The organism is Mycobacterium vicinigordonae, assembly GCF_013466425.1.
GTDB lineage: Bacteria > Actinomycetota > Actinomycetes > Mycobacteriales > Mycobacteriaceae > Mycobacterium > Mycobacterium vicinigordonae.
The window spans coordinates 4,675,721-4,699,980 of record NZ_CP059165.1 but is presented as its reverse complement, the minus strand read 5'-3'; the positions used below and the strand labels follow the sequence as shown (position 1 = coordinate 4,699,980).

At 67.4% G+C, this 24,260-nt stretch carries 14 protein-coding genes; 8 read left to right on the top strand and 6 right to left on the bottom strand.

The genetic code is table 11. The features are described 5' to 3' along the window. Window positions 1-379: 379 nt before the first annotated feature. The 3 genes from H0P51_RS20975 (at window position 380) to H0P51_RS20965 (ending at window position 8,540) form a co-directional block, all read left to right on the top strand. Complete coding sequence (locus tag H0P51_RS20975) at window positions 380-6,331, top strand: PE family protein (RefSeq protein WP_180914801.1); 5,952 nt, start codon at window positions 380-382, stop codon at window positions 6,329-6,331. A gap of 341 nt (window positions 6,332-6,672) precedes the next feature. After that, window positions 6,673-7,299, top strand: a complete 627-nt coding sequence (locus tag H0P51_RS20970; RefSeq protein ID WP_180919127.1) for a TetR/AcrR family transcriptional regulator — start codon at window positions 6,673-6,675, stop codon at window positions 7,297-7,299. Further along, on the top strand, window positions 7,296-8,540 hold the full coding sequence (locus H0P51_RS20965) for a glycosyltransferase (protein ID WP_180914800.1): 1,245 nt from the start codon (window positions 7,296-7,298) through the stop codon (window positions 8,538-8,540). Before H0P51_RS20970 ends, H0P51_RS20965 begins: the two co-directional genes overlap by 4 nt. A gap of 74 nt (window positions 8,541-8,614) precedes the next feature. On the opposite strand, the gene H0P51_RS20960 is transcribed toward H0P51_RS20965, so the two are convergent. Further along, window positions 8,615-9,211, bottom strand: a complete 597-nt coding sequence (locus tag H0P51_RS20960; RefSeq protein ID WP_180914799.1) for an LppP/LprE family lipoprotein — start codon at window positions 9,209-9,211, stop codon at window positions 8,615-8,617. 358 nt (window positions 9,212-9,569) lie between these two features. On the opposite strand from H0P51_RS20960, the gene H0P51_RS20955 reads away from it, so the two are divergent. Further along, window positions 9,570-11,255, top strand: a complete 1,686-nt coding sequence (locus tag H0P51_RS20955) for a DEAD/DEAH box helicase (protein WP_180914798.1) — start codon at window positions 9,570-9,572, stop codon at window positions 11,253-11,255. Then, entirely contained in the window at window positions 11,252-12,391 is a 1,140-nt protein-coding gene (locus tag H0P51_RS20950) for an acyltransferase family protein (RefSeq protein WP_180914797.1), read from the top strand. The genes H0P51_RS20955 and H0P51_RS20950 overlap by 4 nt, the downstream gene beginning before the upstream one ends. Window positions 12,392-12,625: 234 nt before the next feature. On the opposite strand, the gene H0P51_RS20945 is transcribed toward H0P51_RS20950, so the two are convergent. Genes H0P51_RS20945 through tap form a run of 4 tightly spaced genes read right to left on the bottom strand, consistent with a single transcriptional unit; the run spans window position 12,626 to window position 17,130 of the window. Further along, a complete protein-coding gene (locus H0P51_RS20945; protein WP_180914796.1) occupies window positions 12,626-13,198 on the bottom strand; it encodes a TetR/AcrR family transcriptional regulator in 573 nt (190 codons plus the stop codon). Then, window positions 13,198-14,439 (bottom strand): cytochrome P450, encoded by a 1,242-nt coding sequence (locus H0P51_RS20940; protein ID WP_180914795.1) that lies wholly within the window; start codon window positions 14,437-14,439, stop codon window positions 13,198-13,200. Before H0P51_RS20940 ends, H0P51_RS20945 begins: the two co-directional genes overlap by 1 nt. Window positions 14,440-14,498: 59 nt before the next feature. Beyond that, window positions 14,499-15,818, bottom strand: a complete 1,320-nt coding sequence (locus H0P51_RS20935) for an FAD-binding oxidoreductase (protein ID WP_180919126.1) — start codon at window positions 15,816-15,818, stop codon at window positions 14,499-14,501. A 52-nt stretch (window positions 15,819-15,870) separates the two neighbouring features. Further along, window positions 15,871-17,130 carry a multidrug efflux MFS transporter Tap gene (tap, locus tag H0P51_RS20930; protein ID WP_180914794.1) on the bottom strand — a complete coding sequence of 420 codons (1,260 nt, stop codon included), beginning with the start codon at window positions 17,128-17,130 and terminating at the stop codon, window positions 15,871-15,873. Window positions 17,131-17,212: 82 nt separating this feature from the next. Between tap and H0P51_RS20925 the strand changes: the two genes are divergently transcribed. The 3 genes from H0P51_RS20925 to H0P51_RS20915 all read left to right on the top strand — a co-directional run bounded on the left by H0P51_RS20925 (window position 17,213) and on the right by H0P51_RS20915 (window position 20,275). Further along, window positions 17,213-18,040: a uracil-DNA glycosylase gene (locus H0P51_RS20925; RefSeq protein WP_180914793.1), complete on the top strand. Its 828-nt coding sequence runs from the start codon at window positions 17,213-17,215 to the stop codon at window positions 18,038-18,040. Beyond that, window positions 18,040-19,161 (top strand): FAD-binding protein, encoded by a 1,122-nt coding sequence (locus tag H0P51_RS20920; RefSeq protein ID WP_180914792.1) that lies wholly within the window; start codon window positions 18,040-18,042, stop codon window positions 19,159-19,161. Before H0P51_RS20925 ends, H0P51_RS20920 begins: the two co-directional genes overlap by 1 nt. Before the next feature lie 82 nt (window positions 19,162-19,243). Beyond that, the gene (locus tag H0P51_RS20915; protein ID WP_180914791.1) at window positions 19,244-20,275 is read left to right on the top strand and encodes an LLM class flavin-dependent oxidoreductase; all 1,032 of its coding nucleotides are present in this window, start codon (window positions 19,244-19,246) and stop codon (window positions 20,273-20,275) included. On the opposite strand, the gene H0P51_RS20910 is transcribed toward H0P51_RS20915, so the two are convergent. Continuing rightward, window positions 20,272-24,252, bottom strand: a complete 3,981-nt coding sequence (locus H0P51_RS20910) for a diguanylate cyclase domain-containing protein (protein ID WP_180914790.1) — start codon at window positions 24,250-24,252, stop codon at window positions 20,272-20,274. The two genes, H0P51_RS20915 and H0P51_RS20910, sit on opposite strands and share 4 nt — an antisense overlap. Window positions 24,253-24,260 lie beyond the last annotated feature (8 nt).

The window sequence follows — 24,260 nt, the reverse complement described above, 5'->3', positions numbered from 1 at the left end:
TGTTATTGAGCTAGCGATCGCTGCACCCATATAAATTTAAAATGGACCCATCCAGACGGTTGGTTGTCCTGATTGACGCCTAAATGGTGTCTAGCCCGCTCTGCGGTCAGCCAGCACGAACGATCTCAAAGAGCATCCAAATACAGTTAGTTAGTCTGATTAGGTTGTATTCATGGGAGCCGATCTTTAGCTGCTCTAATTCCTGCCTAAATGGACTGCCCAGACCACTATTTGTCGATTCGAGATTTCGCTGGACAAAGTGGCAAAAGTCCCCTGAAATACGAGAGTGCCCGCGTAATGTGCGGCACTTGTTTGGCGACTGCCCGAGCGCCAAGCCCCGCTGACCGATTGGAGCCTTGTGTCTTCGTACGTGTTCGCTATGCCGCAGGAGTTGGTTGCTGCCACCTCGAACCTTTCGAGTCTGGGATCGTCCATCGGGGCCGCGAACGCGGCGGCCGCCGCGTCGACAACGCAACTGGCGCTCGCGGCGCAAGACGAGGTGTCGGTGGCGATTGCGCAGTTGTTCGGCACCTTCGGGCAGGAGTACCAAGCAGTGAGCGCGCAGGTCGCGCTATTCCATGACCAATTCGCGGCGTTACTCAGTGGTGGCGGGCTGCAATATGCCGCGGCCGAGTCGTTCAATGCGTCGCTGGCTAACATCCCCGGGCAGATCATGGGGGCGATCAACACACCCACGATGTTGCTGCTCGGTCGGCCGCTGATCGGTAACGGCGCCGACGGGGCAGCAGGTACCGGTCAGGCCGGCGGGGCCGGCGGGCTCTTGTTCGGCAGCGGTGGGAACGGCGGGACGGGCGCGGCCGGCGGGGGCGCGGGCGGCGCGGGCGGTGACGCGGGTCTATTCGGCAACGGGGGTGCGGGCGGTGCCGGCGGGACCGGCGCGGCCGGCGGCGTCGGCGGGACCGGTGGCCGAGGTGGGGCCGGTGGCTGGTTGGGCGGCTTCGGTGGTGCCGGTGGTGCTGGCGGGATCGGCGGTGCGGGCACGGCGACCCTGAATGGTGGTGCCGGGGGCGTCGGCGGTATGGGCGGGGCGAACCGGGCGTTGTTCGGCGGCTTCGGCAGCGGCGGTGCCGGTGGTGCGGGTGGTACCGGTGGGGCCGGTTTCGCCGGCGCCACCGGGACGGCCTCACACGTGGACGGTTTTGCCGGCACCAACGGCGGTGTAGGCGGGGCGGGCGGCGCCGGCGGTGCCGCGCACGGCCTGTTCACCACGGCCGGTGACGGCGGGGTCGGAGGAACCGGCGGCCAGGGCGGCCGCGGTGGTATGGGCTTCGCCGGCACGGACCTGGTGGCCGGTGGCAACGGAGGTGCCGCCGGTAACGGCGGCAATGCCGGCGTGGGCGGCGCCGGTGGGGCCCCAGGCTTCCTTTCGATCGGAGGCGCCACTGGCGCAGGCGGTGCGGGCGGTAACGGCGGAATCGGCGGCAGCGGGGGCGCCGGTGGGACCGGCGCCGCAGGCGGTGGTGGGGGCACTTCCGGCGGCAATGGTGGTCAAGGCGGCAATGGCGGCAACGGCATCGGCACCGGCTCCAACGGCAACGGCGGTGCCGGAGGCCAGGGTGGCAACGGTGGCAGCGGAGGTACCGGTGCGGCTGACGTCGGTGCGGGCGCCGGCACCGGTGGTACCGGCGCCGACGGCGGCAAGGGAGGTGACGGTGGTGTGCAGGGCTCGGGCGGGGCCGCCGGCACCGGGAATGCCGGCAATGGCGGACGTGGTGGCTTCGGCGGTAACGGCGGGATGGGCGGTGCGGGTCAGGACGGTAGTGCGACGAATGCCCCGACGGCGGGCGGCCATGGCGGCCACGCGGGCGGCGGCGGCACCGGCGGTAACTCGGGCGGATTCGGGGGCGTCGACGGTAACGGCGGTAACGGTGGTCGAGGCGGTCAAGGCGGTCAGGGTGGCGCGGGTGATCCGAGCTACACGTTCAACGCCGGTGCCGGTGCTGACGGTGGCACGGGCGGCGAAGGCGGGGCTGCCGGAAAGGCCGGCCTGTGGTACGGCGGCGGCAACAACGGCGTCGGAGGTGTCGGTGGCACCGGTGGCACCGGTGGCACCGGGGCCTCGGGTGGTCCCAGCGCCGAAGCCGGTACCGGCGGTAACGGCGGCGGTGGCGGTACTGGTGGTGCCGGCATAAACAACACCGGGGGCGGTGCCGGCGGTACGGGCGGCAAGGGTGGCGCCGGCGGCGCAGGCCAGGACCTGGTGGCCGGGGTGCCGCAAGCCGGTGGAACGGGTGGTACGGGCGGTACCGGCGGTGCCGGTACCGACGGCGGTGCATTCGGAGGCGGAGGTGCCGGCGGCGCTGGCGGCACCGGTGCGGCGGTGGGCGACCTTGCTGTCGGCGGCAAGGGTGGCACCGGCGGTACCGGCGGTGCGGCTACCGCCGCCGGGCCCGGCATGGGTGGTGGCGGGGGCGGTGGTGGTGGCGGCGCCCTGTCCGACGCCACCAACGGTGGCGTTATCAGCGGAACGGCCGTCGGCGGTACGGGCGGTGCCGGTGGTGCTGGTTCGGCCACTGCCGTCGGTGGTGCCGGCGGTACCGGTGGGACAGCCAGCCTGATCGCCGACGGCGCCGGTAGCAGCGCCACGGGCCTCGCGTCCGGCGGCGCCGGCGGTGCTGGGGGCGCGTCCGGCGGCGTCGGCGGGGAGGGTGGCGCGGCGGCCATCAGCGCCACCAACGGTGGTGCCGCAGGTGACGCCGACAGCATCGCCAGCGGCGGTGGCGGCGGCAAGGGCACCAGCGGTGGCACGGGTGGTCGCGGTGGTGCCGCCAGCATTTCTGCCGACGGCGGGGACAGCACTGCGACGGGCAAGGCTACCGGTGGCCTCGGTGGTGAGGGTAAGGACGGCGGTACGGGTGGCCGCGGGGGAGACGCGCAGATCCTGACCGGGGGCTTCCCCGGCTTCACCGGGCAGCACGCTAGTGGTACGGCGTTGGGTGGTGCTGGTGGTTCGGGTACTGGTGCGGGAAGTGTCGGAGGCTCCGGTGGTAGCGGTTACCTCTCCGCTAATGGTGATAACGCGACTGCGGAGGGGTCGGCGACTGGTGGGGCCGGTGGTGCTGGTAGCGGTGGGGGTACTGGTGGTGACGGTGGTGCTGGCCGGGTGCATGGTGGCTTCACGGTGGTCGGCGGCAGCACGGGGCAGGCTTCTGGGGATGCCACTGGTGGTGCTGGTGGTGCCGGGTATGACGGGCATGTCGGTGGTGCTGGTGGTGAGGCTGCGGTGTGGGCGCTGGATCCCAGCGCTACCGGGAGTAATCCGTCGGCCGCCGGTACGGCTGTTGGCGGCGTAGGTGGTGCTAGTGGCGCCGGTGTCGATGGTGGTGATGGTGGTGCTGGTGGCCGCGGTTTCGTGTTGGCCCAGGACGGCGGCACGGTCAGTGGTAGCGCGACCGGTGGTAACGGCGGGGCTGGTGGGGCCAGTGGCACCAACGGCGGGGCCGGTGCTAACGGTGGTGCCGGTGGCGACGCGGTGGTGGGGTCCAGTGGTGCGGTGTCGGTGACCGGTACGGCGACCGGCGGTAACGGCGGTGCTGGGGGTGCTGGTGGCGATGCCACCAGTGGCGGCATCGGCGGCGACGGCGGGACTGGCGCGGTGAAGGCCGATGTGGGCAGTACGGCTGCGGGGACTGCGCACGGTGGTAATGGCGGTAGCGGCGGCAGCGAGGGCGCTACCGGTGGCCAGGGTGGTGATGGCCTGATCACCGCCACCAATGGTGGTAGTGCCGGTGGTGTGGGTACGGAGGTCACTGGTGGTCTGGGCGGGGCCGGGGATCTCGGCGGGGCCGGTGGTGCGGGCGGTGCTGGCAGTGTGGAGGCCGATGGTGCGGGTAGCGCGGCGCAAGGTAGCGCGATCGGTGGTGCGGGCGGGTCTGGTACTGGTGCGGGCAGCGTCGGTGGTGCGGGTGGGGCCGGCAGTGTGTTGGCCAACCAGGCTGGCGTGATCACCGACGCTCACGCCACTGGCGGTGCTGGCGGTGATGCCACGGGTACCGGTGGGGTCGGCGGGAACGGCGGACACGGCTGGGTGCGGGCCGGGGGTGCGGACAGCACCGCGACCGGCAGCGCTACCGGAGGTGCCGGCGGTGACGGTCTTCAGAGCGGCACCGGTGGAAATGGCGGGGATGCCGAATTGGCGGGCGGTTTCTTCTATCCGTTCACCGGGCAGCACGCTAGTGGTACGGCGTTGGGCGGTGCTGGTGGTTCGGGTACTGGTGCGGGCAGTGTCGGAGGCTCCGGTGGTAGCGGTTACCTCTCCGCTAATGGTGATAACGCGACTGCGGAGGGGTCGGCGACTGGTGGGGCCGGTGGTGCTGGTAGCGGTGGGGGTACTGGTGGTGACGGTGGTGCTGGCCGGGTGCATGGTGGCTTCACGGTGGTCGGCGGCAGCACGGGGCAGGCTTCTGGGGATGCCACTGGTGGTGCTGGTGGTGCCGGGTATGACGGGCATGTCGGTGGTGCTGGTGGTGAGGCTGCGGTGTGGGCGCTGGATCCCAGCGCTACCGGGAGTAATCCGTCGGCCGCCGGTACGGCTGTTGGCGGCGTAGGTGGTGCTAGTGGCGCCGGTGTCGATGGTGGTGATGGTGGTGCTGGTGGCCGCGGTTTCGTGTTGGCCCAGGACGGCGGCACGGTCAGTGGTAGCGCGACCGGTGGTAACGGCGGGGCTGGTGGGGCCAGTGGCACCAACGGCGGGGCCGGTGCTAACGGTGGTGCCGGTGGCGACGCTGCGGTGGGCTCCGTTGGTGCGGTGTCGGTGACCGGTACGGCGACCGGCGGTAACGGCGGTGCTGGGGGTGCTGGTGGCGATGCCACCAGTGGCGGCATCGGCGGCGACGGCGGGACTGGCGCGTTGCAGGCCAATGTGGGCAGTACGGCTGCGGGGACTGCGCACGGTGGTAATGGCGGTAGCGGCGGCAGCGAGGGCGCTATCGGTGGCCAGGGTGGTCAGGGCCTAATTAGCGCCACCAATGGTGGTAGTGCCGGTGGTGTGGGTACGGAGGTCACTGGTGGTCTGGGCGGGGCCGGGGATCTCGGCGGTGCCGGTGGTGCGGGTGGTGCTGGCAGTGTGGAGGCCGATGGTGCGGGTAGCGCGGCGCAAGGTAGCGCGATCGGTGGTGCGGGCGGGTCTGGTACTGGTGCGGGCAGCGTCGGTGGTGCGGGTGGGGCCGGCAGTGTGTTGGCCAACCAGGCTGGCGTGATCACCGACGCTCACGCCACTGGCGGTGCTGGCGGTGATGCCACGGGTACCGGTGGGGTCGGCGGGAACGGCGGACACGGCTGGGTGCGGGCCGGGGGTGCGGACAGCACCGCGACCGGCAGCGCTACCGGAGGTGCCGGCGGTGACGGTCTTCAGAGCGGCACCGGTGGAAATGGCGGCCATGCTGAACTGGTGAGTGGCTACTACACCCCGTTCACCGGGCAGCACGCGAGCGGTGCTGTGCTCGGTGGGGCCGGCGGGACGGGTACCGGTGCGGGCAGTGTCGGAGGCTCCGGTGGTAGCGGTTACCTCTCCGCAAACGGTGACAATGCGACCGCGGCGGGGAAGGCGACCGCCGGTGCGGGTGGTGGGGCCACCCTCGGCGGTTTCGGCGGCAACGGCGGTGACGCCCGCATTCATGGGGGATTCACGATCGGCGGCGGCAGCACGGCCCACGCCACGGGGGTCGCCCAGGGCGGGGCCGGCGGTTCTGGCACTAGTGGCCACTTCGGCGGGAACGGCGGCGAGGCCGACATCTGGGCCCTGGACCCGGCCAACACAGGCGGTAATGCCACAGCCGGGGGAACCGCTATCGGTGGTGTAGGCGGCAACAGCGGTGCAGGCCTCGACGGCGGGAACGGGGGCGCCGGTGGCGGCGGCTACGTGCAGGCGCTGGATGGGGGTCGGGCCACCGGCACCGCTACCGGTGGCGCCGGCGGCAATGGTGGCGACAGCGGCACCAACGGCGGCACCGGTGGTACTGGTGGTGACGCCCGCCCCGGCATCGTCTTCGCGCAAGGCACCGACGTTGTCAACGCCGACGGAACTGGCGGCAACGGTGGCAATGGCGGTGCCGGTGGTGACGCCGCCAACGGAGGCAATGGCGGCTTGGGCGGCATCGGTACCGCGGGCGCGGGCCCCGGTGTCGGCGGCAACGGTGGTAACGGCGGGGCCGGCAGCACTCCCGGGGCCGGTGGTGACGGCAGTGGGGGCCTCGGCGGCAGCGGGGGCGACGGCACCGGTGCCACTGGCGACAACGGCACCGACGGCGGCCCGGGTCAGCCCGACGGCACACCCGGAACTCCCGGGCAGAACGGTAACAACCAACCGTGACAAGGCACGCCTAGTAGAGGCTCAACGCTGAAAGACGGGGCAACCGCGGCCCGGTGAGATTCGGGCCGCGGTTTGCTCTAATTCTGAGGCGCCCGGCAGCTGGCTTTCGCAAATTGCGACGCCATCTGTTCGCAAGTGCTAGCAGCCGCGGAGTGGAAGTCTTGTGTCGTTGAGTCAGATTTTTGCGGTCGGTGAATGGTGACGCCGCCGTGGGCGGGCGATGGGTGGGATTCCGGTGCCGTCCGTTGGGGGCGGGTTGGATGTCTCTCCTTCGGTCTCGTCGTGGCCCGTCGCGCGAGCTGGGCTTTTCAAGCATTGATCGGATGATCTAATATTAGTTCATCCGATCTGAAGCAGAGAAGTTGACTTTCACCCAGGCGGCGCGACGAGCTCAAATCGTGACTGCCTCGATCGAGGTGATCGCGGAGTTCGGCTGGGCCCAGACGTCGATACGCAAGATTGCTGACCGGGTTGGTGTGGCGATGAGTGCCGTGCTGTACCACTTCGGCACCAAGGACAACTTGGTCGACGCGATCGTGGCAGAGATGTACCGTTCGGCGCTCTTGGCGGTGGCGCCGGCCTTGCAGGCGGAAACCACTTCGGCGGGGAAGCTGACCGCATACATCAGGGCCAATATCGCGTACTTCGACGGCCACCGGATGCAGTTGGCGGCGCTGGCGCAGTTGGGTGTCGGCTATCGGCCCAGCGACGGTCGCCGCCTCGATGAGTTGGGCATGACCGACGAGCTTCGGAAAGAGCTCGCTGTGCTGGACCCCACCGCGATATTGGTTGCGGGGCAACAGGATCGCGAGTTCGGTGAGTTTCCCGTGGAGTCGATGTCGGTTGCTTTGCGGGGTGCGGTCAATGCGGTGGTGGAAAGGATCTTGCGTGAACCGGACTTCGATGCCCGAGCCTACGCCGAGGATTTGGTGACGATCTTCAACCGCGCAGTGGCGTTGCAACGGTGAGCCGCGTCGCCATCGTCGCCGTGGGCAGTCGCGGGGATGTCGCTCCACTGACTGGGGTTGGTGTCGCGCTGCAGCAGGCAGGTCATTCGGTGAGCATTGCGGCCTACACCCCCTTCGCCGACATGGTCACCGCGTGTGGCTTGGCCTTTCGTGAGTTGCCGGCAGAGTTCCAGCTCGCCGCTGACCGCGCCGAGGTGCAACCGATAAAGGGGCTGGCGGCTTTTGCTTCCCCGGCTGGGATGCGGGCACTGGGCCACGACATTCTTGCCGCGGTCGCAGATGAACCAGCCGACATAGCGCTGCTGTCTCCGTTTGCTGAGATGGCCGGACACCCGTGGGCCGAATCGAAAGGGATTCCGTCCTTGGGTGTTCGTCTCCAGCCTTTGTCTGCGACAGCGCAATATCCGCCGGCGGTCCTGGGCGCATGGTCGGCCGGGGCGACCGGCAACCGAGCTGCCGCAGCGGTGGGTACGTGGCTGGTCGATCGCGCCTACGGCCGTGTGATCGCCGACTTTCGCCGCGAACTCGGCCTGCCGCGCATAGCTGTGCGGGCCCTGCGCAAGCAACGAACAGCTGCCAACTGGCCTATTCTGCATGGATATTCGCCGCTGGTGGCCCCGCGCCCACTGGACTGGCGACCTGGACTGGAGGTCACCGGATACTGGTGGCCAGCCCGTTCCGGCGACTGGACGCCGCCAGCCGAGTTGATCAGATTTCTGTCCGACGGCCCGGCGCCGGTGTTCGTCGGTTTTGGCAGCATGATGACGACCCCCGCTCGCGCCAAACAGCTCTCCGACATCATCAGGCATGCCGCTGATCAGGCCGGGGTTCGCGTCCTCGTGCAGGCTGGCTGGACCAGCTTGGATGTGGCTGACGACGCCGTGATGACTATCGGAGACACCCCGCACGATTGGCTGTTCCCCCGGGTGGCTGCCGTCGCGCATCACTGCGGTGCGGGCACAACCGCAGCGGGACTGCGCGCCGGGGTTCCCACCATCGCACTGCCGGCCTACGGTGATGGCCCGTTCTGGGCCGCCCAACTCACCGCGCTCGGCGTCGCCGCGGCCACCATCGATCAGCGCCAGCTCCGGGTCGACCGCCTCGCAGCCGCAATGCGCACCGCGGTCGACGACCCACGACTGCACGACACCGTGCGCCGACTCAGCGCAGCCATTGCCGCTGAGGACGGCGCAGCCCAGGTCGTGTCGGCTGTCGAGTCCCTGCTGCACCAATCAACGTAGGAGTGTCTGGTAGCCGCGACCTCGAGAAGTACGTCGGCATCCACGTGAGCAACGGCGCACCGGAACGCGATCGCTTAACGGCCAGGCGTATTAGCAATGAGTTCGACGTTGTTCCCATTCCACCGAAACTTGACAATGCTGCCCAACCCCAGACCGTTGGTGTACGTCAGGGCCACCGTGTCTCCGGTCGACTGGGCGGTGTCAATGCCAGTGAAACCGTAGGTGTCGGGAACCCCTTGCGGGATGAATTTGCCCAGATGGAACATCACAGCCCGGGTGGTCGGATTGTCCGCGTTGGTGTTGGCCTTGATGATCACCGCCGATAGCTGTGCACACTCGTTGTAATTGCCGGCCACCGGTTCGGGATTCCAGGGCTGCTGACTGCGAGGATCGCGCGGGAGTTCGGAGACGACCTTTGCGATCGTGGGGGCGGCGAGATTGACCGCGCACGGATCCGGCGGGGGGTTGCTGCTGGTAGGAGGAGCGGCATTCTTGGTCGGCGAGTTCGTGGAGCTGTCCGGCACGCCACTGGCGGCCGAGGAGCTTGGCGAGGCCTGCGGTGTTTTCGCAACCGTGGAGTCGCCGGAACCGCAGCTGGCTAACGTCGTCGCGATCAAGGCGACAGTGGCCGCGCCGGTCAGTGGCTTGGCGCGGCGAGGTAACGACCACACGTTGGAGCACCGTACCGTCACCGGCTCCGAGGGTGGGGCAGGCGCGCCCCTCGTTCGCGATCCGCGGGGTTTGATGGTGGTGACCCGGCGCGCCCCGCTCCGCGGGGCTCGCGATCACCACGGGGTTTGATGGTGGTGACCCGCCGCGCCCCGCTCCGCGGGGCTCGCGATCCGCGGGGTTTGATGGTGGTGACCCGGCGCGCCCCGCTCCGCGGGGCTCGCGATCACCGCGGGGTTTGATGGTGGTGACCCGCCGCGCCCCGCTCCGCGGGGCTCGCGATCACCATGGGGTTTGATGGTGGTGACCCGCCGCGCCCCGCTCCGCGGGGCTCGCGATCACCATTAGACTCCATCAGCGATGGACACCCCGCCCGAAACCTTTGCCGACCTGCAGATTCCCCCCGCCGTGCTGCGGGCGATCGCGGACGTCGGTTACGAGTCGCCGACCGGCATCCAGGCCGCAACCATTCCGGCGCTGCTCGCAGGTACCGACGTCGTTGGTCTGGCGCAGACCGGCACCGGCAAGACGGCGGCGTTCGCGATTCCGATCCTGTCGAAGATCGACACCGCGAGCAAAGTGACCCAGGCGCTGGTACTGGCACCCACCCGCGAGCTGGCGCTGCAGGTGGCCGAGGCATTCGGCCGCTACGGAGCGCACCTGCCACAGCTCAACGTCTTGCCGATCTACGGTGGCGCGTCGTACACCGTTCAGTTGGCGGGACTACGACGAGGCGCGCAGGTGGTGGTAGGTACTCCAGGCCGGGTCATCGACCACCTGGAGCGCGGGACGCTGGATCTGTCTCGGGTGGACTACCTTGTGCTCGACGAGGCCGACGAGATGCTCACCATGGGCTTCGCCGAAGAGGTCGACCGCATCCTCGCGGAGACACCCGAGTACAAGCAGGTCGCTCTGTTCTCCGCGACCATGCCGCCAGCGATCCGCAAGATCACCACAAAATACCTGCACAGTCCGCTGGAAGTAACGTCGAAGGCGAAAACCGCCACCGCAGAGAACATTTCACAGCGCTACATCCAAGTGGCGGGTCCACGCAAGATGGATGCGCTCACGAGGGTGCTCGAGGTGGAGCCGTTCGAAGCGATGATTGTGTTCGTGCGCACCAAGCAGGCCACCGAGGAAGTGGCCGAAAAGCTGCGCGCCCGTGGTTTTTCCGCTGCCGCGATCAACGGCGACATCCCGCAGGGTCAGCGCGAGCGCACCATCACCTCGCTGCGCGAGGGCACCATCGACATCCTGGTCGCCACCGACGTGGCCGCGCGGGGGCTCGATGTCGAGCGCATCTCGCACGTCGTCAACTACGACATCCCGCACGACACCGAGTCCTACGTGCACCGCATCGGGCGCACCGGTCGGGCCGGACGCAAAGGTTCGGCGCTGCTCTTCGTCTCGCCACGAGAGCGTCACCTGCTCAAGGCGATTGAGAAGGCCACCCGCCAGCCGCTCACCGAGGTGGCGCTGCCTACTGTCGAGGACGTCAACGCACAACGCGTCGCCAAGTTCGCCGACTCGATCACCAGCGCACTCGGCGGCCAGGGCATCGAGCTGTTCCGCCGCCTCGTTGAGGATTACGAACGCGAGCACGATGTCCCGATGGCCGACATCGCTGCCGCGTTGGCGCTGCAGTCCCGCGACGGCGAGGAGTTCCTGCTGGCCCCCGACCCGCCGCCAGAGCGACGGGAACGCGAAAAACGGGGCCATCAGGACCGTCCCGAAAGGCCAAGGCAGACCAAGCCTTTCACCACTTATCGCATTGATGTGGGTAAACGGCACAAGATCGGTCCGGGCGCGATCGTCGGCGCCATCGCCAACGAGGGCGGACTGCACCGCAGCGATTTCGGACATATTGCCATCGGGCCCGATTTCTCAATGGTTGAGCTGCCGGCCAAGCTGCCCAAGGCGGTGCTGAAAAAGCTTGAACAAACCCGCATATCCGGTGTGCTGATCAACCTTCGGCCCGACCGGCACGCTGATAAGAGGGTGCCTGGCAAAGACGGCAGCAGACCACGCCGGAAACCGGCCGGATGACGCTGTCCGAGGAGCAGGATCAGGGCGGACTCGAACAGGTCTCCGGCGTGGATCGGGTGGCCTCGCTCACCGGAGTCCGCGCGGTGGCGGCCCTGCTCGTGGTCGGCACGCACGCCGCCTACACCACCGGCAAGTACACCCACGGCTACTGGGGTCTGGTCGGTGCCCGGATGGAGATCGGTGTGCCGATCTTTTTCGTGTTGTCCGGCTACCTGTTGTTCCGGCCCTGGGTGAAGTCGGCCGCGACCGGCGGCACACCGCCGTCCTTGAGTCGTTATGCGCGGCATCGGGTTCGGCGAATCATGCCCGCCTACGTGGTCACCGTGCTGATTGCCTACGTGCTCTATCACTTCCGCGAGGCTGGACCCAACCCGGGGCATAGCTGGTTGGGGTTGATCCGCAATCTGACGCTCACCCAGATCTACACCGACGGCTACCTCGGTAAGTATTTGCACCAGGGGCTGACGCAGATGTGGAGCCTGGCGGTGGAGGCGTCGTTCTATGTGCTGCTGCCGGGTTTGGCCTACCTGCTGCTGGTATTGATGTGTCGGCGGCGGTGGCGGCCCAAGCTGGTGACAGCAACTATTCTGGCGCTAACGCTGATCAGCCCGGGGTGGCTGATCCTGGTGCACTGCAACCATCAGATCCCCGACGGTGCCCGATTATGGTTGCCGACCTACCTGGCTTGGTTTCTGGGCGGGATGTTGTTGACCGTGCTGCAAGAGGTGGGCGTCCGCTGCTATGCATTCGTGGCCATCCCGCTGGCAATCATTTGCTATTTCATCGTTTCCACGCCGCTGGGCGGTGCGCCCACCACCTCACCGGCGTCATTGCCCGAGGCGCTGTGGAAGACGGTCTTCTATGCGGTGATTGCCACATTAGCGGTGGCGCCGCTGGCGCTGGGGGACCAGGGCTGGTATTCGGGCCTGCTGGCCAGCCGGCCCATGGTGTGGCTGGGTGAGATCTCTTACGAGATCTTCTTGATCCACCTGATCACCATGGAGTTCGCGATGGTCTACATCGTGCGGGCGCATGTATACACCGGTCCGATGCTGAGTCTGTTCATCGCGACCATGGTGGTGACGATCCCGTTGGCGTGGCTGCTGCACCGGTTCACTCGGGTCCAGTCGGGTTAGAGTCCCACACGAGATTGTCGATTGATTTGTGGCCGGGCGGACCGCTGAAATGTCGGGATAGCTGCGGTCAGGCGCGCTCGAAGCACGATTGCAGCCGCGTCATCCACGGCTGGCGCCTCTGAGCCGCCCGTTCGACGACGCGGGACGAGGCGATTTGCCTCAATCGGGAACCTGGGTGAGTCGTAAGGTGAGTCGTAAAGGGGACCGCTCGTATGTGTATGAGCTGGTTGATTTTTAGCGGCGTGCCGACACCGGCGTCACGATAGGCACGACGAATTCTTCGATCATTGCCCGTTCGTCGGCCTCGTCCCGGCCGGGGAACATCAGCATGGAGATGATCACCCGCACCGCCCAACGGGCCCGCCGTTCCACCACTGCGGGCTCCTCGGGACCCAGTGAGTTCAGGAAGCCGGAAGCCAGCGCTTTGATCACCTCCGACTGCCCAGCCAGCTCACCACCGATCGGTAGCTGAGCCGATCCGAACCACGCTGCCAACGCAGGGTTTTCCCGAACCATCCGCAATGTCGCGACCATGCCCGCGATGAGCCGTTGCACAGGGTCCTCGACGCTGTGGATCAAATGCATGATCTCGGCGCCGAGCCGACGCGTCTCGCGATGCACATACGCGGTGCGCAGCGCCTCCCTACTGTCGAAGTACCGGTACAGCGTTGCGCGGGAACATCCGGCTGCCTTGGCGATTTCGTTCATGCCAACCGAATCGGGACCGTGTTCGGTGAAGAGTCGTTCGGCGGCGTCGAGGATCCGGTCGGCGGCCACCTCGGTGCGCCGCTCGCCCAGCCAGTCCATCAGGATCGGACCCGAATCGGCACCGACAACGGACGCCGCACATAGCTGCCGCCAGACCAGACAATGTGCTCGGTGTCGACCTCGAAATTCGGGCAACGGCTGAGTAATTCGGTCAAGGCGACCCGGGACTGCATCCGCGCCGCGGCGGCGCCCAGGCAATGGTGAGCGCCATGGCTGAATGTCAGAATGTTGCGCGGACACCGGCGTACGTTGAGTTCGCCTGCGTCGTCACCGTATTGGCGCTCGTCGCGGTTGGCCGACCCGTACAGCAGCAGGACTCGGCGACCGGCCGGGATGGTGGTTTCCTCGATGGTGACGTCGTGGGTGGCGGTGCGGGCCAGTCCCTGCGCGGGGGAGGTGAGCCGCAGCAGCTCATCGACGGCGTCGGGAATCATCGCGGGGTCCTCCACCAGCAGCTGGCGCTGGTCTGGCCGCTCCTGCAGCAACGGCATTGAGCCCCCGAGCATTCCGGTGACGGTGTCGTTGCCGCCGGTGACCATGGTGAAGGTGAAGCCGAGGATCGACAGCACGCCGGCTATGTCGCCGTCGGCGCCGACGCCCGCGGCCACCAGGTGCGAGATCGTATCGTCTTCGGGTTCGGTGCGGCGTCGCTCGATGAGCGCGGTGAAGTAGGCCATCATGGTGCCGACGGCATCGCCGACGGTCTCCAGTGCCCCGGCGATACCGCCCTCGGCCGTGTTCGCCGCGACAATGGCCTGGGTCCATCCGTCGAATTGAGCCCAATCTTCCTCGGGCACACCGAGATAATGCGCCACCACCATCGACGGCAGCGGCTTGAACAACTCGGTGACAATGTCGCCGCCGCCGTTGGTGCGGATTGCCTCGATCCGCTCTACCACGAATTCGCGCACCTTGGGTTCGACCGCCTCTACCTGGCGCGGGGTGAACCCACGCGACACGAGCTTGCGAAACTCGGTGTGCACAGGCGGATCCTGCATCACCATCGGCGGGTTGTCCCGCAGCCCGATCATGTCCAGGTCGCCGTAGTTGACAGTCAGGCCCTCGGCCGAGGAGAACGTCTGGTGGTCACGCGCGGCCGCCCATACGTCGGCGTGCCGGGACAGCACGTAGTAGTCGTCCTCCGGATGCCCCGAGGGCACGACGTGGTGCACGGGGTCGTGGTCGCGCAACGCCCGGTACATCGGCCAGGGATTGGACCAGGTCTCCGCGGTGGCCAGGACGAACTTCGCGGGAGCCTCGTGAGACACAACAGCTGTCATGTCTTACATCTACGACAGCGCGATTGATTTGTCAACCGATCTCGCGCCCGGAGGATCGATCAGATTCCCGACCCCGGATTAAGAATTCCCAACGGATCCAGCGCGTGCTTGATCCGCCGGTTCAGGTCCATCACGTCGGGTCCCAGGTATCCCTCGAGCCAGGGGCGCTTTAACCGGCCCACCCCGTGCTCACCCGTGATGGTGCCCCCGAGTTCGATGGCCAGGTCCATGATTTCGCCGTAGGCGAGGTGGGCGCGCTCCGCCATGGCGGCATCTGCGGGATCAAACACCAGTAGCGGGTGGGTGTTGCCGTCGCCGGCGTGCGCGATCACCGAGATCATCAGGTCCCGCTCCTCGGCGATCCGCGCGATTCCGGTCACCAACGCACCGAGCGCGGGCAGCGGCACCCCGACGTCTTCGAGCAACAACGATCCCTTGGCTTCCACGGCCGGAATGCAGAACCGCCGCGCGGCCACAAACGCCTCACCTTCGTCGGGGTCGTCGGTCGAAAACACCTCCAAAGCACCATTTTCGGCGAACACCGCGGCCATGATCTCAGCGTCTTCGGCGCCGGCGCGGCCCCGCTCGTCGGACCCGCCCACCAGCATCGCCGCCGCCGAGCGGTCTAGGTCCATCCGCAAGGTGTCTTCGACGGCGTTGATCGCGACCTGATCCATGAACTCCAGCATCGACGGGCGCAGTCGTGCGGTGACTCCGAGCACGGCATCGACAGCCGTTTCCACCGAAGCGAAGCTGGCCACCACCACGCTCGAGGTGTGCTGCGCCGGCAGCAGGCGCAGCGTCACTTCGGTGACCACTCCCAGCGTCCCTTCGCTGCCCACGAACAGCTTGGTAAGTGAAAGTCCCGCAACATCTTTCACTCGCGGGCCACCCAGCCGCACCGCGGTACCGTCGGCCAGAACCACCTGCATACCCAGCACGTAGTCGGTGGTGACGCCGTATTTCACGCAGCACAGCCCACCGGCGTTGGTGGCGATGTTGCCGCCGATGCTGCAGATCTCGTACGACGACGGATCCGGCGGATACCACAGTCCGTGTTCGGCGGCGGCCTGCTTGACTTCGGAGTTGAACAGGCCGGGCTGGCACACCGCGGTGCGGGTGACGGGGTCGATGGTGATATCGCGCATTTTCTCTGTCGAGAGCACGATCCCGTCGTCCACCGCCGTCGCCCCCCCGGACAGCCCGCTGCCGGCACCGCGCGGCACCACCGGAACCTTGTGCGCCGATGCCCACCGCAGCACGGTCTGCACCTCTTCGGTGTGGCGCGGCCGGACCACGGCCAGCGGCTTGCCCGCCGACGGATCCAGAGCCCGGTCCTGCCGGTAGCCCTCGGTCACCGCGGGGTCGGTGATCACCATTCCCTCAGGCAGCTCAGCAACCAGGTCGTCTAGCACGCTCACCGGGCCGATCCTACGTCGCGGAGTCGGTTGCGAGGGCGGGGACGAAATCGGGCGCGCAATCGAGTTCCCACAACGACGACAGCCCGAGGCAGAGCAGCCCGGTCACCAGGATCGGCAGCGACAGCACCAGGAACGCCACCTGGAGTCCGGCCGCGTCGGTCAACGGCCCAGCCAGCAGTAGGCCCAGCGGTCCCGCGGCGAAGGCCATCGATGCCATCACGCCGACCACCCGGCCCCGCAGGTGCGCCGGCGCTCGGGTCTGCACGATGTAGGCGTAGATCGGCTGGATCGGCCCGTACACCAGGCCCACCAGCGCAACCAGCGCCAGGATCACCGGCAGTGGCGGCAGCAACGCGATCGCGGTCGTGACAGTCCCGAAGGTGAGCACCGCGGTCAGCATGATCACCCGCCGCGGCACCCGTTTGGCCAGTGCCACATAGCCCAGCGCGCCCAGCAGGCCCCCGACCGACAACGCCATCAGCACCGAACCCAGCTGGCCCGGCTGATGCCGGTCGCTGAAGTACTTCGGGAACAACACGGTCTCCATCGGCAGATACAGCGCCGTGACTGTCAGGTCGATCAGCGCCAACGTGCGCAGCACCCGCAAACTCCACACAAAGCGCAGCCCGTCGGCAATGCCCGACCTCAGTCCCTGTGGTCGGTTCGCGTGCAGCGGCTTGCCGGCACCCTCCAGCCGCAGCACCGAGATCGCCAGGATGGAAATCGCGAAGGCGCCGGCGGTGATCCACATTGTGGTGACCCCGCCTACCGTCGCGATCATCAGCCCCCCAATCCCCGGGCCCACCATGAATGCCAGGTTCAGGATTGCCTCGTAGCTGCTGTTGACGCGGTCAAGTGACCAGCCGGCCCGGGCGGCGGCCTCGGGCAGCATGGACAGGCGGGCGGTGATGCCGGCCGGGTCGAACGCGGCCGCGCACGCGGCCAGCACCGCCAGTACCGCGACGTTGACGGCATCGGCGCCGAATACCCATGCCACCACTGGGACCCCGGCCACAGCCAGGCCGGACAGGGCGTCTGCCACCATCGACACCCGTCGACGCCCGAAGTAGTCGACCGCGGTTCCGGCGACAAGCGTGGAGAACAGCAACGGCAGGGTCGTGGCGCCGGCCACTATCGAGGCCTGGCCGGCGCTGCCTTGGCGCTGCAACACCAGCCAGGGGAAGGCGACGATTGAAATGCCGTCGCCGGCGCACGCCATCAGACTGGCAAAGAGGACGAGGATCACCGGGCCGCGACTGTTGCTGTTCATCAGATATCGCGGCCGAATCTAACGTCAATCCGCAATCGGCACCATCGAATTTCTTGCCCGTTCCAAGCACTAGGCGGGATGTATGCAGGATGTAGTTGTGCTTCCTCACCCGAACACCGGACAGGCGTTCAGCTCGCCCGTCGCGCCCGGCTCCGGATGGCCGGGCGACCAAGCAACCCCACATACGCCGGTGGCCGCTGATGCGGCACACGTTCTCAAGTTGGCCGACGCGGCGCACGACATCGCCGAACTGGATGCGGCGATCAGCGTGTGTCGCGCCTGTCCGAGGTTGGTCGCCTGGCGCGAGGAGGTCGCGGTCACCAAGCGCCGCTCGTTCGCCGACCAGCCCTACTGGGGTCGTCCGGTGCCCGGCTGGGGTGCTCAGCGCCCGCGGCTGCTGATCGTCGGGCTGGCCCCAGCCGCCAACGGGGCCAACCGGACTGGCCGGATGTTCACCGGCGACCGCTCCGGCGACCAGTTGTACGCGGCGTTGTACCGGGCCGGGTTGGTGAATCAGCCGACTGCGGTCGACGCCGCGGACGGGCTGCGCGCCAAGCAGATTCGTATCGTCGCACCGGTACGGTGTGCGCCGCCGGCCAATGCGCCGACGCCTGCCGAGCGCGACACCTGCGCGCCCTGGCTGGCGGCGGAGTGGCGGCTCGTCGCGCCAGAGGTGCGGGTACTGGTGGCACTCGGCGGGTTCGCCTGGCAGATCGCGCTCCGACTGGCCGGCGCGGGCCGGACGGGCCGAGCCAAATTTGGGCATGGCGCCGTCGTCGAATTGCCGAACGGCTTGCGACTGGTCGGCTGCTACCACCCAAGCCAGCAGAATATGTTCACCGGTAGGTTGACTCCGGCAATGCTCGACGACGTCTTCGCGGACGCTAAGAAGCTGGCAGGGATTGATTAATGGTCGAGAGGGTATTGGTCTCCGGGGCCAGTGTTGCGGGTCTGACCGCGGCGTACTGGCTGGACCGCAACGGCTATGCGGTCACTGTGGTGGAGCGGTACCCCGGACTGCGGCCGGGTGGTCAGGCGATCGACGTGCGCGGCCCGGCGCTGGAGGTGCTGGGCCGGATGGGTCTGCGCGCGCCCGCCGAGGATTGCAAGACCCGAATCCGAGGTTCCTCGGTGGTCGACCGGGACGGCAACGTGTTGTCCGAGGACACCGAGTCGACGCCGACGGGCGGGCTGATCGACAATCCCGACATCGAGCTGCTGCGTGACGACCTCGTCGAATTGCTGTATGACGAAACGAAATTGAAGTCCGAATTCCTGTTCGACGACACCATTGTCGCGCTGGACAACCTGGGTCCTGGCGTAGGGGTCACTTTCGAACGTGAGGAGCCCCGCACCTTCGAACTTGTGATTGGGGCCGACGGTCTGCACTCCAACGTGCGCAGGCTGGTCTTCGGGCCAGAGGAGCGGTTCATCAAGCGGCTGGGTACTTTCGCGGCGATCTTCACCGTGCCCAACTTCTTGAACCTGGACTACTGGCAGATGTGGCACTACGGCGACTCCACCATGGCCGGGGTCTACAGCGCGCGCCGCAACTCCGAGGCCCGGGCCATGCTGGGCTTCATGGATCCCGAGCTGCGAATTGATTATCGCGACGTCGAATCTCAGTTCGCCGAGCTGGAGCGGCGAATGGCAGATGATGGCTGGGTGCGCCCGAAACTGCTGGAGCTGATGCGCTCGGCGCCCGACTTCTACTTCGACGAGATGTCGCAGATCGTGATGGACCATTGGTCGATCGGGCGGGTGGCGTTGGTGGGCGACGCCGGGTATTGTGCGTCGCCGTTGTCCGGTCAGGGCACCAGCCTGGCCCTGCTGGGTGCAACCATCCTGGCCGGTGAGCTCAAGCTAGCCCGTACCGACCACGGGCTCGGATTCGCGAACTACTTCAAGCGGTTTCACGCCTACACCGAGCGCACCCAATTCCTAGCCTCTGACAACATCCCTGGTGGCGCGCCGATATCGCAGGAGCAGTTCGAGATGATCGTGAACTCGATCACGCTGATGAACTACTGAACGAGCCCCGCAGCGGCGCCTGGGATGGGAACGGGAAGGCGCCCTGGGGAAGGATCGCGCCGCCGCACGCGTTGACCTCAGCGTGCGACTTTCTGTACTAGACCTTGTCCCGGTTCGCTCTTTGCAGTCCACCGGGGAGGCGCTGGCGGCTACGGTGTCGCTGGCGCAGACGGCCGACCGGCTCGGGTTCACCCGTTATTGGCTGGCTGAACACCACAACATGCCGTCGGTGGGCGCGACCAGCCCGCCGGTGCTGATCGCCTACCTGGCGGCGCAGACCACCCACATTCGGCTGGGCTCGGGCGGGGTGATGCTGCCCAACCACGCCCCGCTGGCTGTCGCGGAGCAATTCGCGCTGCTGGAGGCCGCCGCGCCGGGCCGGATAGACCTGGGCATCGGCCGCGCCCCCGGCTCGGACCCGGTGACTTCGTACATGCTGCGGGCCGGCCGCGACGACCGCGACATCGAGAACTTCCCGCAGTATCTCGACGATGTCGCCGCGCTGATGAGCGGCAGCGGTGTGCGCCTGGAGCTGCGTTCCGGTGACTACACGCTCAAGGCCACCCCAGCCGCGCGAAGCGAGCCCAAACTATGGCTGCTTGGTTCGTCGATGTACTCGGCGCAGCTGGCCGCGGCCAAGGGGCTGCCCTACGTGTTCGCTCACCACTTTTCCGGGCAGGGCACTGAGGAGGCGCTTGCGTACTACCGCAAGAACTTTCGGCCAAGCGACCTGACCCACGAGCCAGTGACCTTCCTGACGGTGAACGCTTCAGTTGCCGAAACGCGGGACGAGGCAATAGCTTTGATGTTGCCTAATCTGCAGATGATGGCGCGGCTGCGCACCGGTCAGCCCCTGGGCCCGGTGCAGCTCGTCGAAGAAGCTCAGCAGGCTACCCTGACACCGCAACAGCAGCACATTGTGGATAGTGGCATGCGCCGTGCTGTCGTTGGTGGACCCGCTGAGGCTGCCGACCAAATACGTTCGCTGGCTGAGCATTTCGGTGTCGACGAGGTGATGGTGCACCCGGTTGCCTCGGCACGGCGCGGCACCGACCCGGCGACCGCTCCGGCCAGGGTGAGCACGCTGGAGCTGCTCGCCAAGGAACTGTTCTAGCTGCGTTGCTGCTCAGGTTTCTTCGAGGCTGGGCCGGGCGCATTCGACAAAATCCACTCCCGCAGGTCGTTGCCGGGCAGCGGCGGACTGTGCACGAAGCCCTGAGTGATGGTGCAGCCGTACTGCCGCAGCGCCCGCAGCGTCACCTCGTCCTCGACGCCCTCGGCGACCAGATCGGCGCCTAGGCTTTCGGCCAGCGCCACGGTGGACCGCACGATGGCGACCGAGCGGGGGTCCTGGGCCAGGCGCGCCACGAACACCCGGTCCAGCTTGAGTTCGTCCACCGACACGTCCTGCAGCCGCGCCAGCGACGACCAGCCGGTGCCGTAGTCGTCCAGCGAGATGCGCACGCCCAGTTGCTGTAACGCGGCGACGGTGTTGCGGGACCGCGCCGAGTCCACCAGCGTGCTTTCGGTGATTTCGATGATCAGCGAGTCGGCGGGCAGGCCATGGGTGCGCAGTTGCCGCTCGATGCTGCCGACGAGGTCGAGGTCGAGCAGGTTGGTGGTGGACAGGTTCACCGCGATGGTTAGGGGCAAACCCTCCTCGCGCCAGGCCCGGGCTTGTTTGAGTGCGAGGTCGACGGTGCGGTTGGCGACCTTGCGCATCAGCCCGGCGCGTTCAGCCGCGGGCAGGAATTCCTCGGGCAGCAGTAAACCGCGGGCGGGATGGTGCCAGCGCAGGAGCGCCTCGACGCTGTGCACGCTGCCGTCTTGGGCGTTGATCTTGGGCTGGTAGTGGCAGGTTAGTTCGGAGCCGTCGGACAAGGCGGCGCTAAGTTCCTCGATCAAACTGGGATCGTTTTCGCGATACAGCTCGAACGCCGTGTCATAAACCGAGATCTTGCTGCGGGCCGACTTGGCATGCGGCAGCGTGATTTCCGCGCGGTTCAGCAGTTCCTGTGGATGGTCGCAGTGGTCGGGGAACAGGGCAATCGCAATTCGCGCGTCGACCGCAACGGTCACCGGGTCCAGGGCAAATGGCTCATCGAGCGCCTCGAGCAGTCGGCCGGCCTGGGCGCGCGCGGCGACGAGGTCTGCGCCGTCGGCGAGCAGGATCGCGAATTGGTCGTCCCCGACACGAGCGAGCAGGTCGTCGCGACGTACGTTCTGGGACAGTCGATTTGCGGCCTGACGCAATAGTTCGTCGCCGAACCGTGGACCAACAGTGTCGTTGATCTCGTGAAATTCGTGCAATTGCAACAGTAGGAGTGCGCGGCGGGGCGGTGGCCGTGTGGGCAGCGGCGGCCCGACGACGGGTGTCCGGGGCGGGGAGACGGGTACCTCGGTCAGCGCGGTGGCCAGCGACCGCCGGTTGGGCAGGGTGGTCACTTCGTCGGTCATGGCGTGCAGGTGATTTTCGGCCAGGCTGCTGACTTCGCGGAACGTCACCGAAAACCGGGCTGCCACGGCGATCAGGCTGAGGGCGGCCAACAATGGTGCGACGTGGGACTGGTGGTCCACCGCCGTCACCGCGAGCGCGACGACAGTGCACGACACCGGAGCGGCGTAGTAGCCGAGTCCGCGTCGCGGCGACGGTGGGTTCGAGGACCACGCCGTCCAGGCTGCCATCGCCAGCAACAGCGACGATGCTGGCCAGCAGGCGTCCAGTAGGGTGCCGACGCGGTATTCGCTGGCCGAGGTCTCGAACAGATACACCGTGTCCGCGGCCGCGAAGAGTACGAAGCCGGCCACCAGCAGGCTCCAGCGGGACTCGTGGCGCCAGCCCAGGATCGGCAGCATCCCGGCTGCCAATGCCAGCAGTACCAGGTCGAACCATGGGTAGACCAGCCCCACCAGCACAGTGGCCGGTGTCCGCGCGGCGGCTGCTTGAATCGGGCCGGCGGTCAGGGCCGTTGCCACCGAGGCCATAGCCAGACCGCACACGACCGAGTCGAGCCGGACGGCCAGCGGAACCCGTTTGAGCCGCGCCCGCATCAACAGCAGCAGACCGGCATAAACCAGCGGATAGAACGCTAGGTAGGCCGGATCGGCGATCGACGGCGACTGACCGGCGGTTACCCATCGGGCGTAGATGACGTCACCTAGTCCCGAACAGGCCATCCCGGCCGCAATCAGAATCCACGCCGTGCGATCGGCTTTCACGCGGTGGGCTCGGATTGCGACGAGCAACGCGGCGAACAAGTTCAGCCCGGGGTAGAGGACGTTGGCGAAGAACGGGGTGTGCGCGGCGTGCGGGTGGGGCAGGCACGACGCGGCGAATACGAGCACACCGATGGTCAACGCTGCCAAGGAAATTCGGATGCTCACGGGTGGCCAACGAACGCTGGGGAGCATGTCGTGTAGATGGTCCGACGACGTCTTGGCCGCGTCAGCGAGCGGCCTGATGGTGCGGGCCAGGGCGGCACTACCTGGCGGGGCCGGACGGCGGCTGCGTACGAGGCCACTCTCGAGGCGGTCCTGGATCGCCGTGATCGCCGAGCCGGACAGCTCAGGCAATGCGTAGGGCAGCGGAAGATCGGGAACAAAGCTGCGAATGCAGTGCCCGCCTTCACGTTTGGCCGCATACATGGCAAGGTCGGCGTGCCGCAGCAGCTCGTCCACGGTGGCTTTCGACTCCGCGACCGCGACGGTGAACCCGATACTGGGGCGGACAACCAGGGGTACGCCGTCGATCACGATTGCCGCATCGAACGACTCGAGTACCCGCTGCGCGGCGGCGTGGGAGTCGGCGAGTGGGCCTTCCAGGAGTACGGCGAATTCGTCGCCGCCAAGCCGCGCGACAGTCTCGCTGCCGCCGAGTGTGGCAGTCAGCCGCCCGGCCACCCGGACCAGCAGCTCGTCGCCGGCCGGATGGCCCAGGGCGTCGTTGACCGACTTGAAGTCGTCGAGATCCAGACACATCACCGCGATCGGGGTGGCGTCGTGACGTCGCCGCTCGACGGCTTCTTCCAGACGGTGCAGGAAGTTGGCCCGGTTGGCCAGCCCGGTCAGGCTGTCCCGGAAGGCTTCCTGAGCCACCTCGGTAAGCAGCCCCTGGTTTTCGACGAGGACGACGAGTTGGCGGACCAGTACCGCGCTCACCAGGATGCCGAGACCGACTAGCAGTGGTCCGTGTTGCATCCGGTGCAGCGCGTGACCGAGCCCGACTGCGGCGGCCAGCAGTAGCGGCAGGTAGGGCAACCACAGCCGGATCCGGGAGGTGATCTCGTCCAGGTTGGTCGCGGTCGGGGACTCTTGGGTACTCACGAGTCCTGCCAGCGCCACCAGTCCCAAGCCCGCGACACGGCTTACGTCGACCAGATCGCCGGTGTGATAGCTGCCGGCTCCGGTCTGGAACAGCACCAGCAGGTCGGCCAGCATGATGGTGGTGATTCCGCCGGACAGCAGGCTGATGCTGCGGCGACCGCCGGGACGGCCCCGCGACAACACCAGGATGGAGATCGTCATCAGCGTGACGTCGGTGATGACGTGCACCACTGTGCCGGGACGCGAGCTGTTTTCGGTCTGGAGCAATTTGTCCAGGACGAACACCCACGACGCCACGAACAGTGAGGTCGATACGATGATGCCGTCCAGCACCAGACGCCAGAGGTTGTGGCCCGCGGGGTTGGCCAGCAGCGCCAGAGCGATCAGAACACCGATCGGGAACAAAGCCAGCACGAACTCCGCCGCCGCGGGATGATTGGCGTGGTCGAGTTCGGTTCGTACGTCCAGAGTCGCCCAGATGATCTCGCCGACTACCCAGCCGGTCAACGCAACGACCATCGATACCCAGCCGAATCGTCGGCGTCCGACGGCATGCCGCGCCGCCTGCCCGGCGCAGCCCGCCGCAAAGAGCAGGCAGAGGATCGTCACGACCTGCACGAACGGCCGGGTGGCGTAGGGGCCTTGCCAGCCCAGCAGCGACGAAGGGACCACCAGCGCCGCCGCCAGCGCATAACCACCGACCACTGCGGCGCTGACGCCCATCGTCAGCCCGGTGAGCGGGCACGGTAATCCCGTCCAGCGCTTCATTCCCTGCT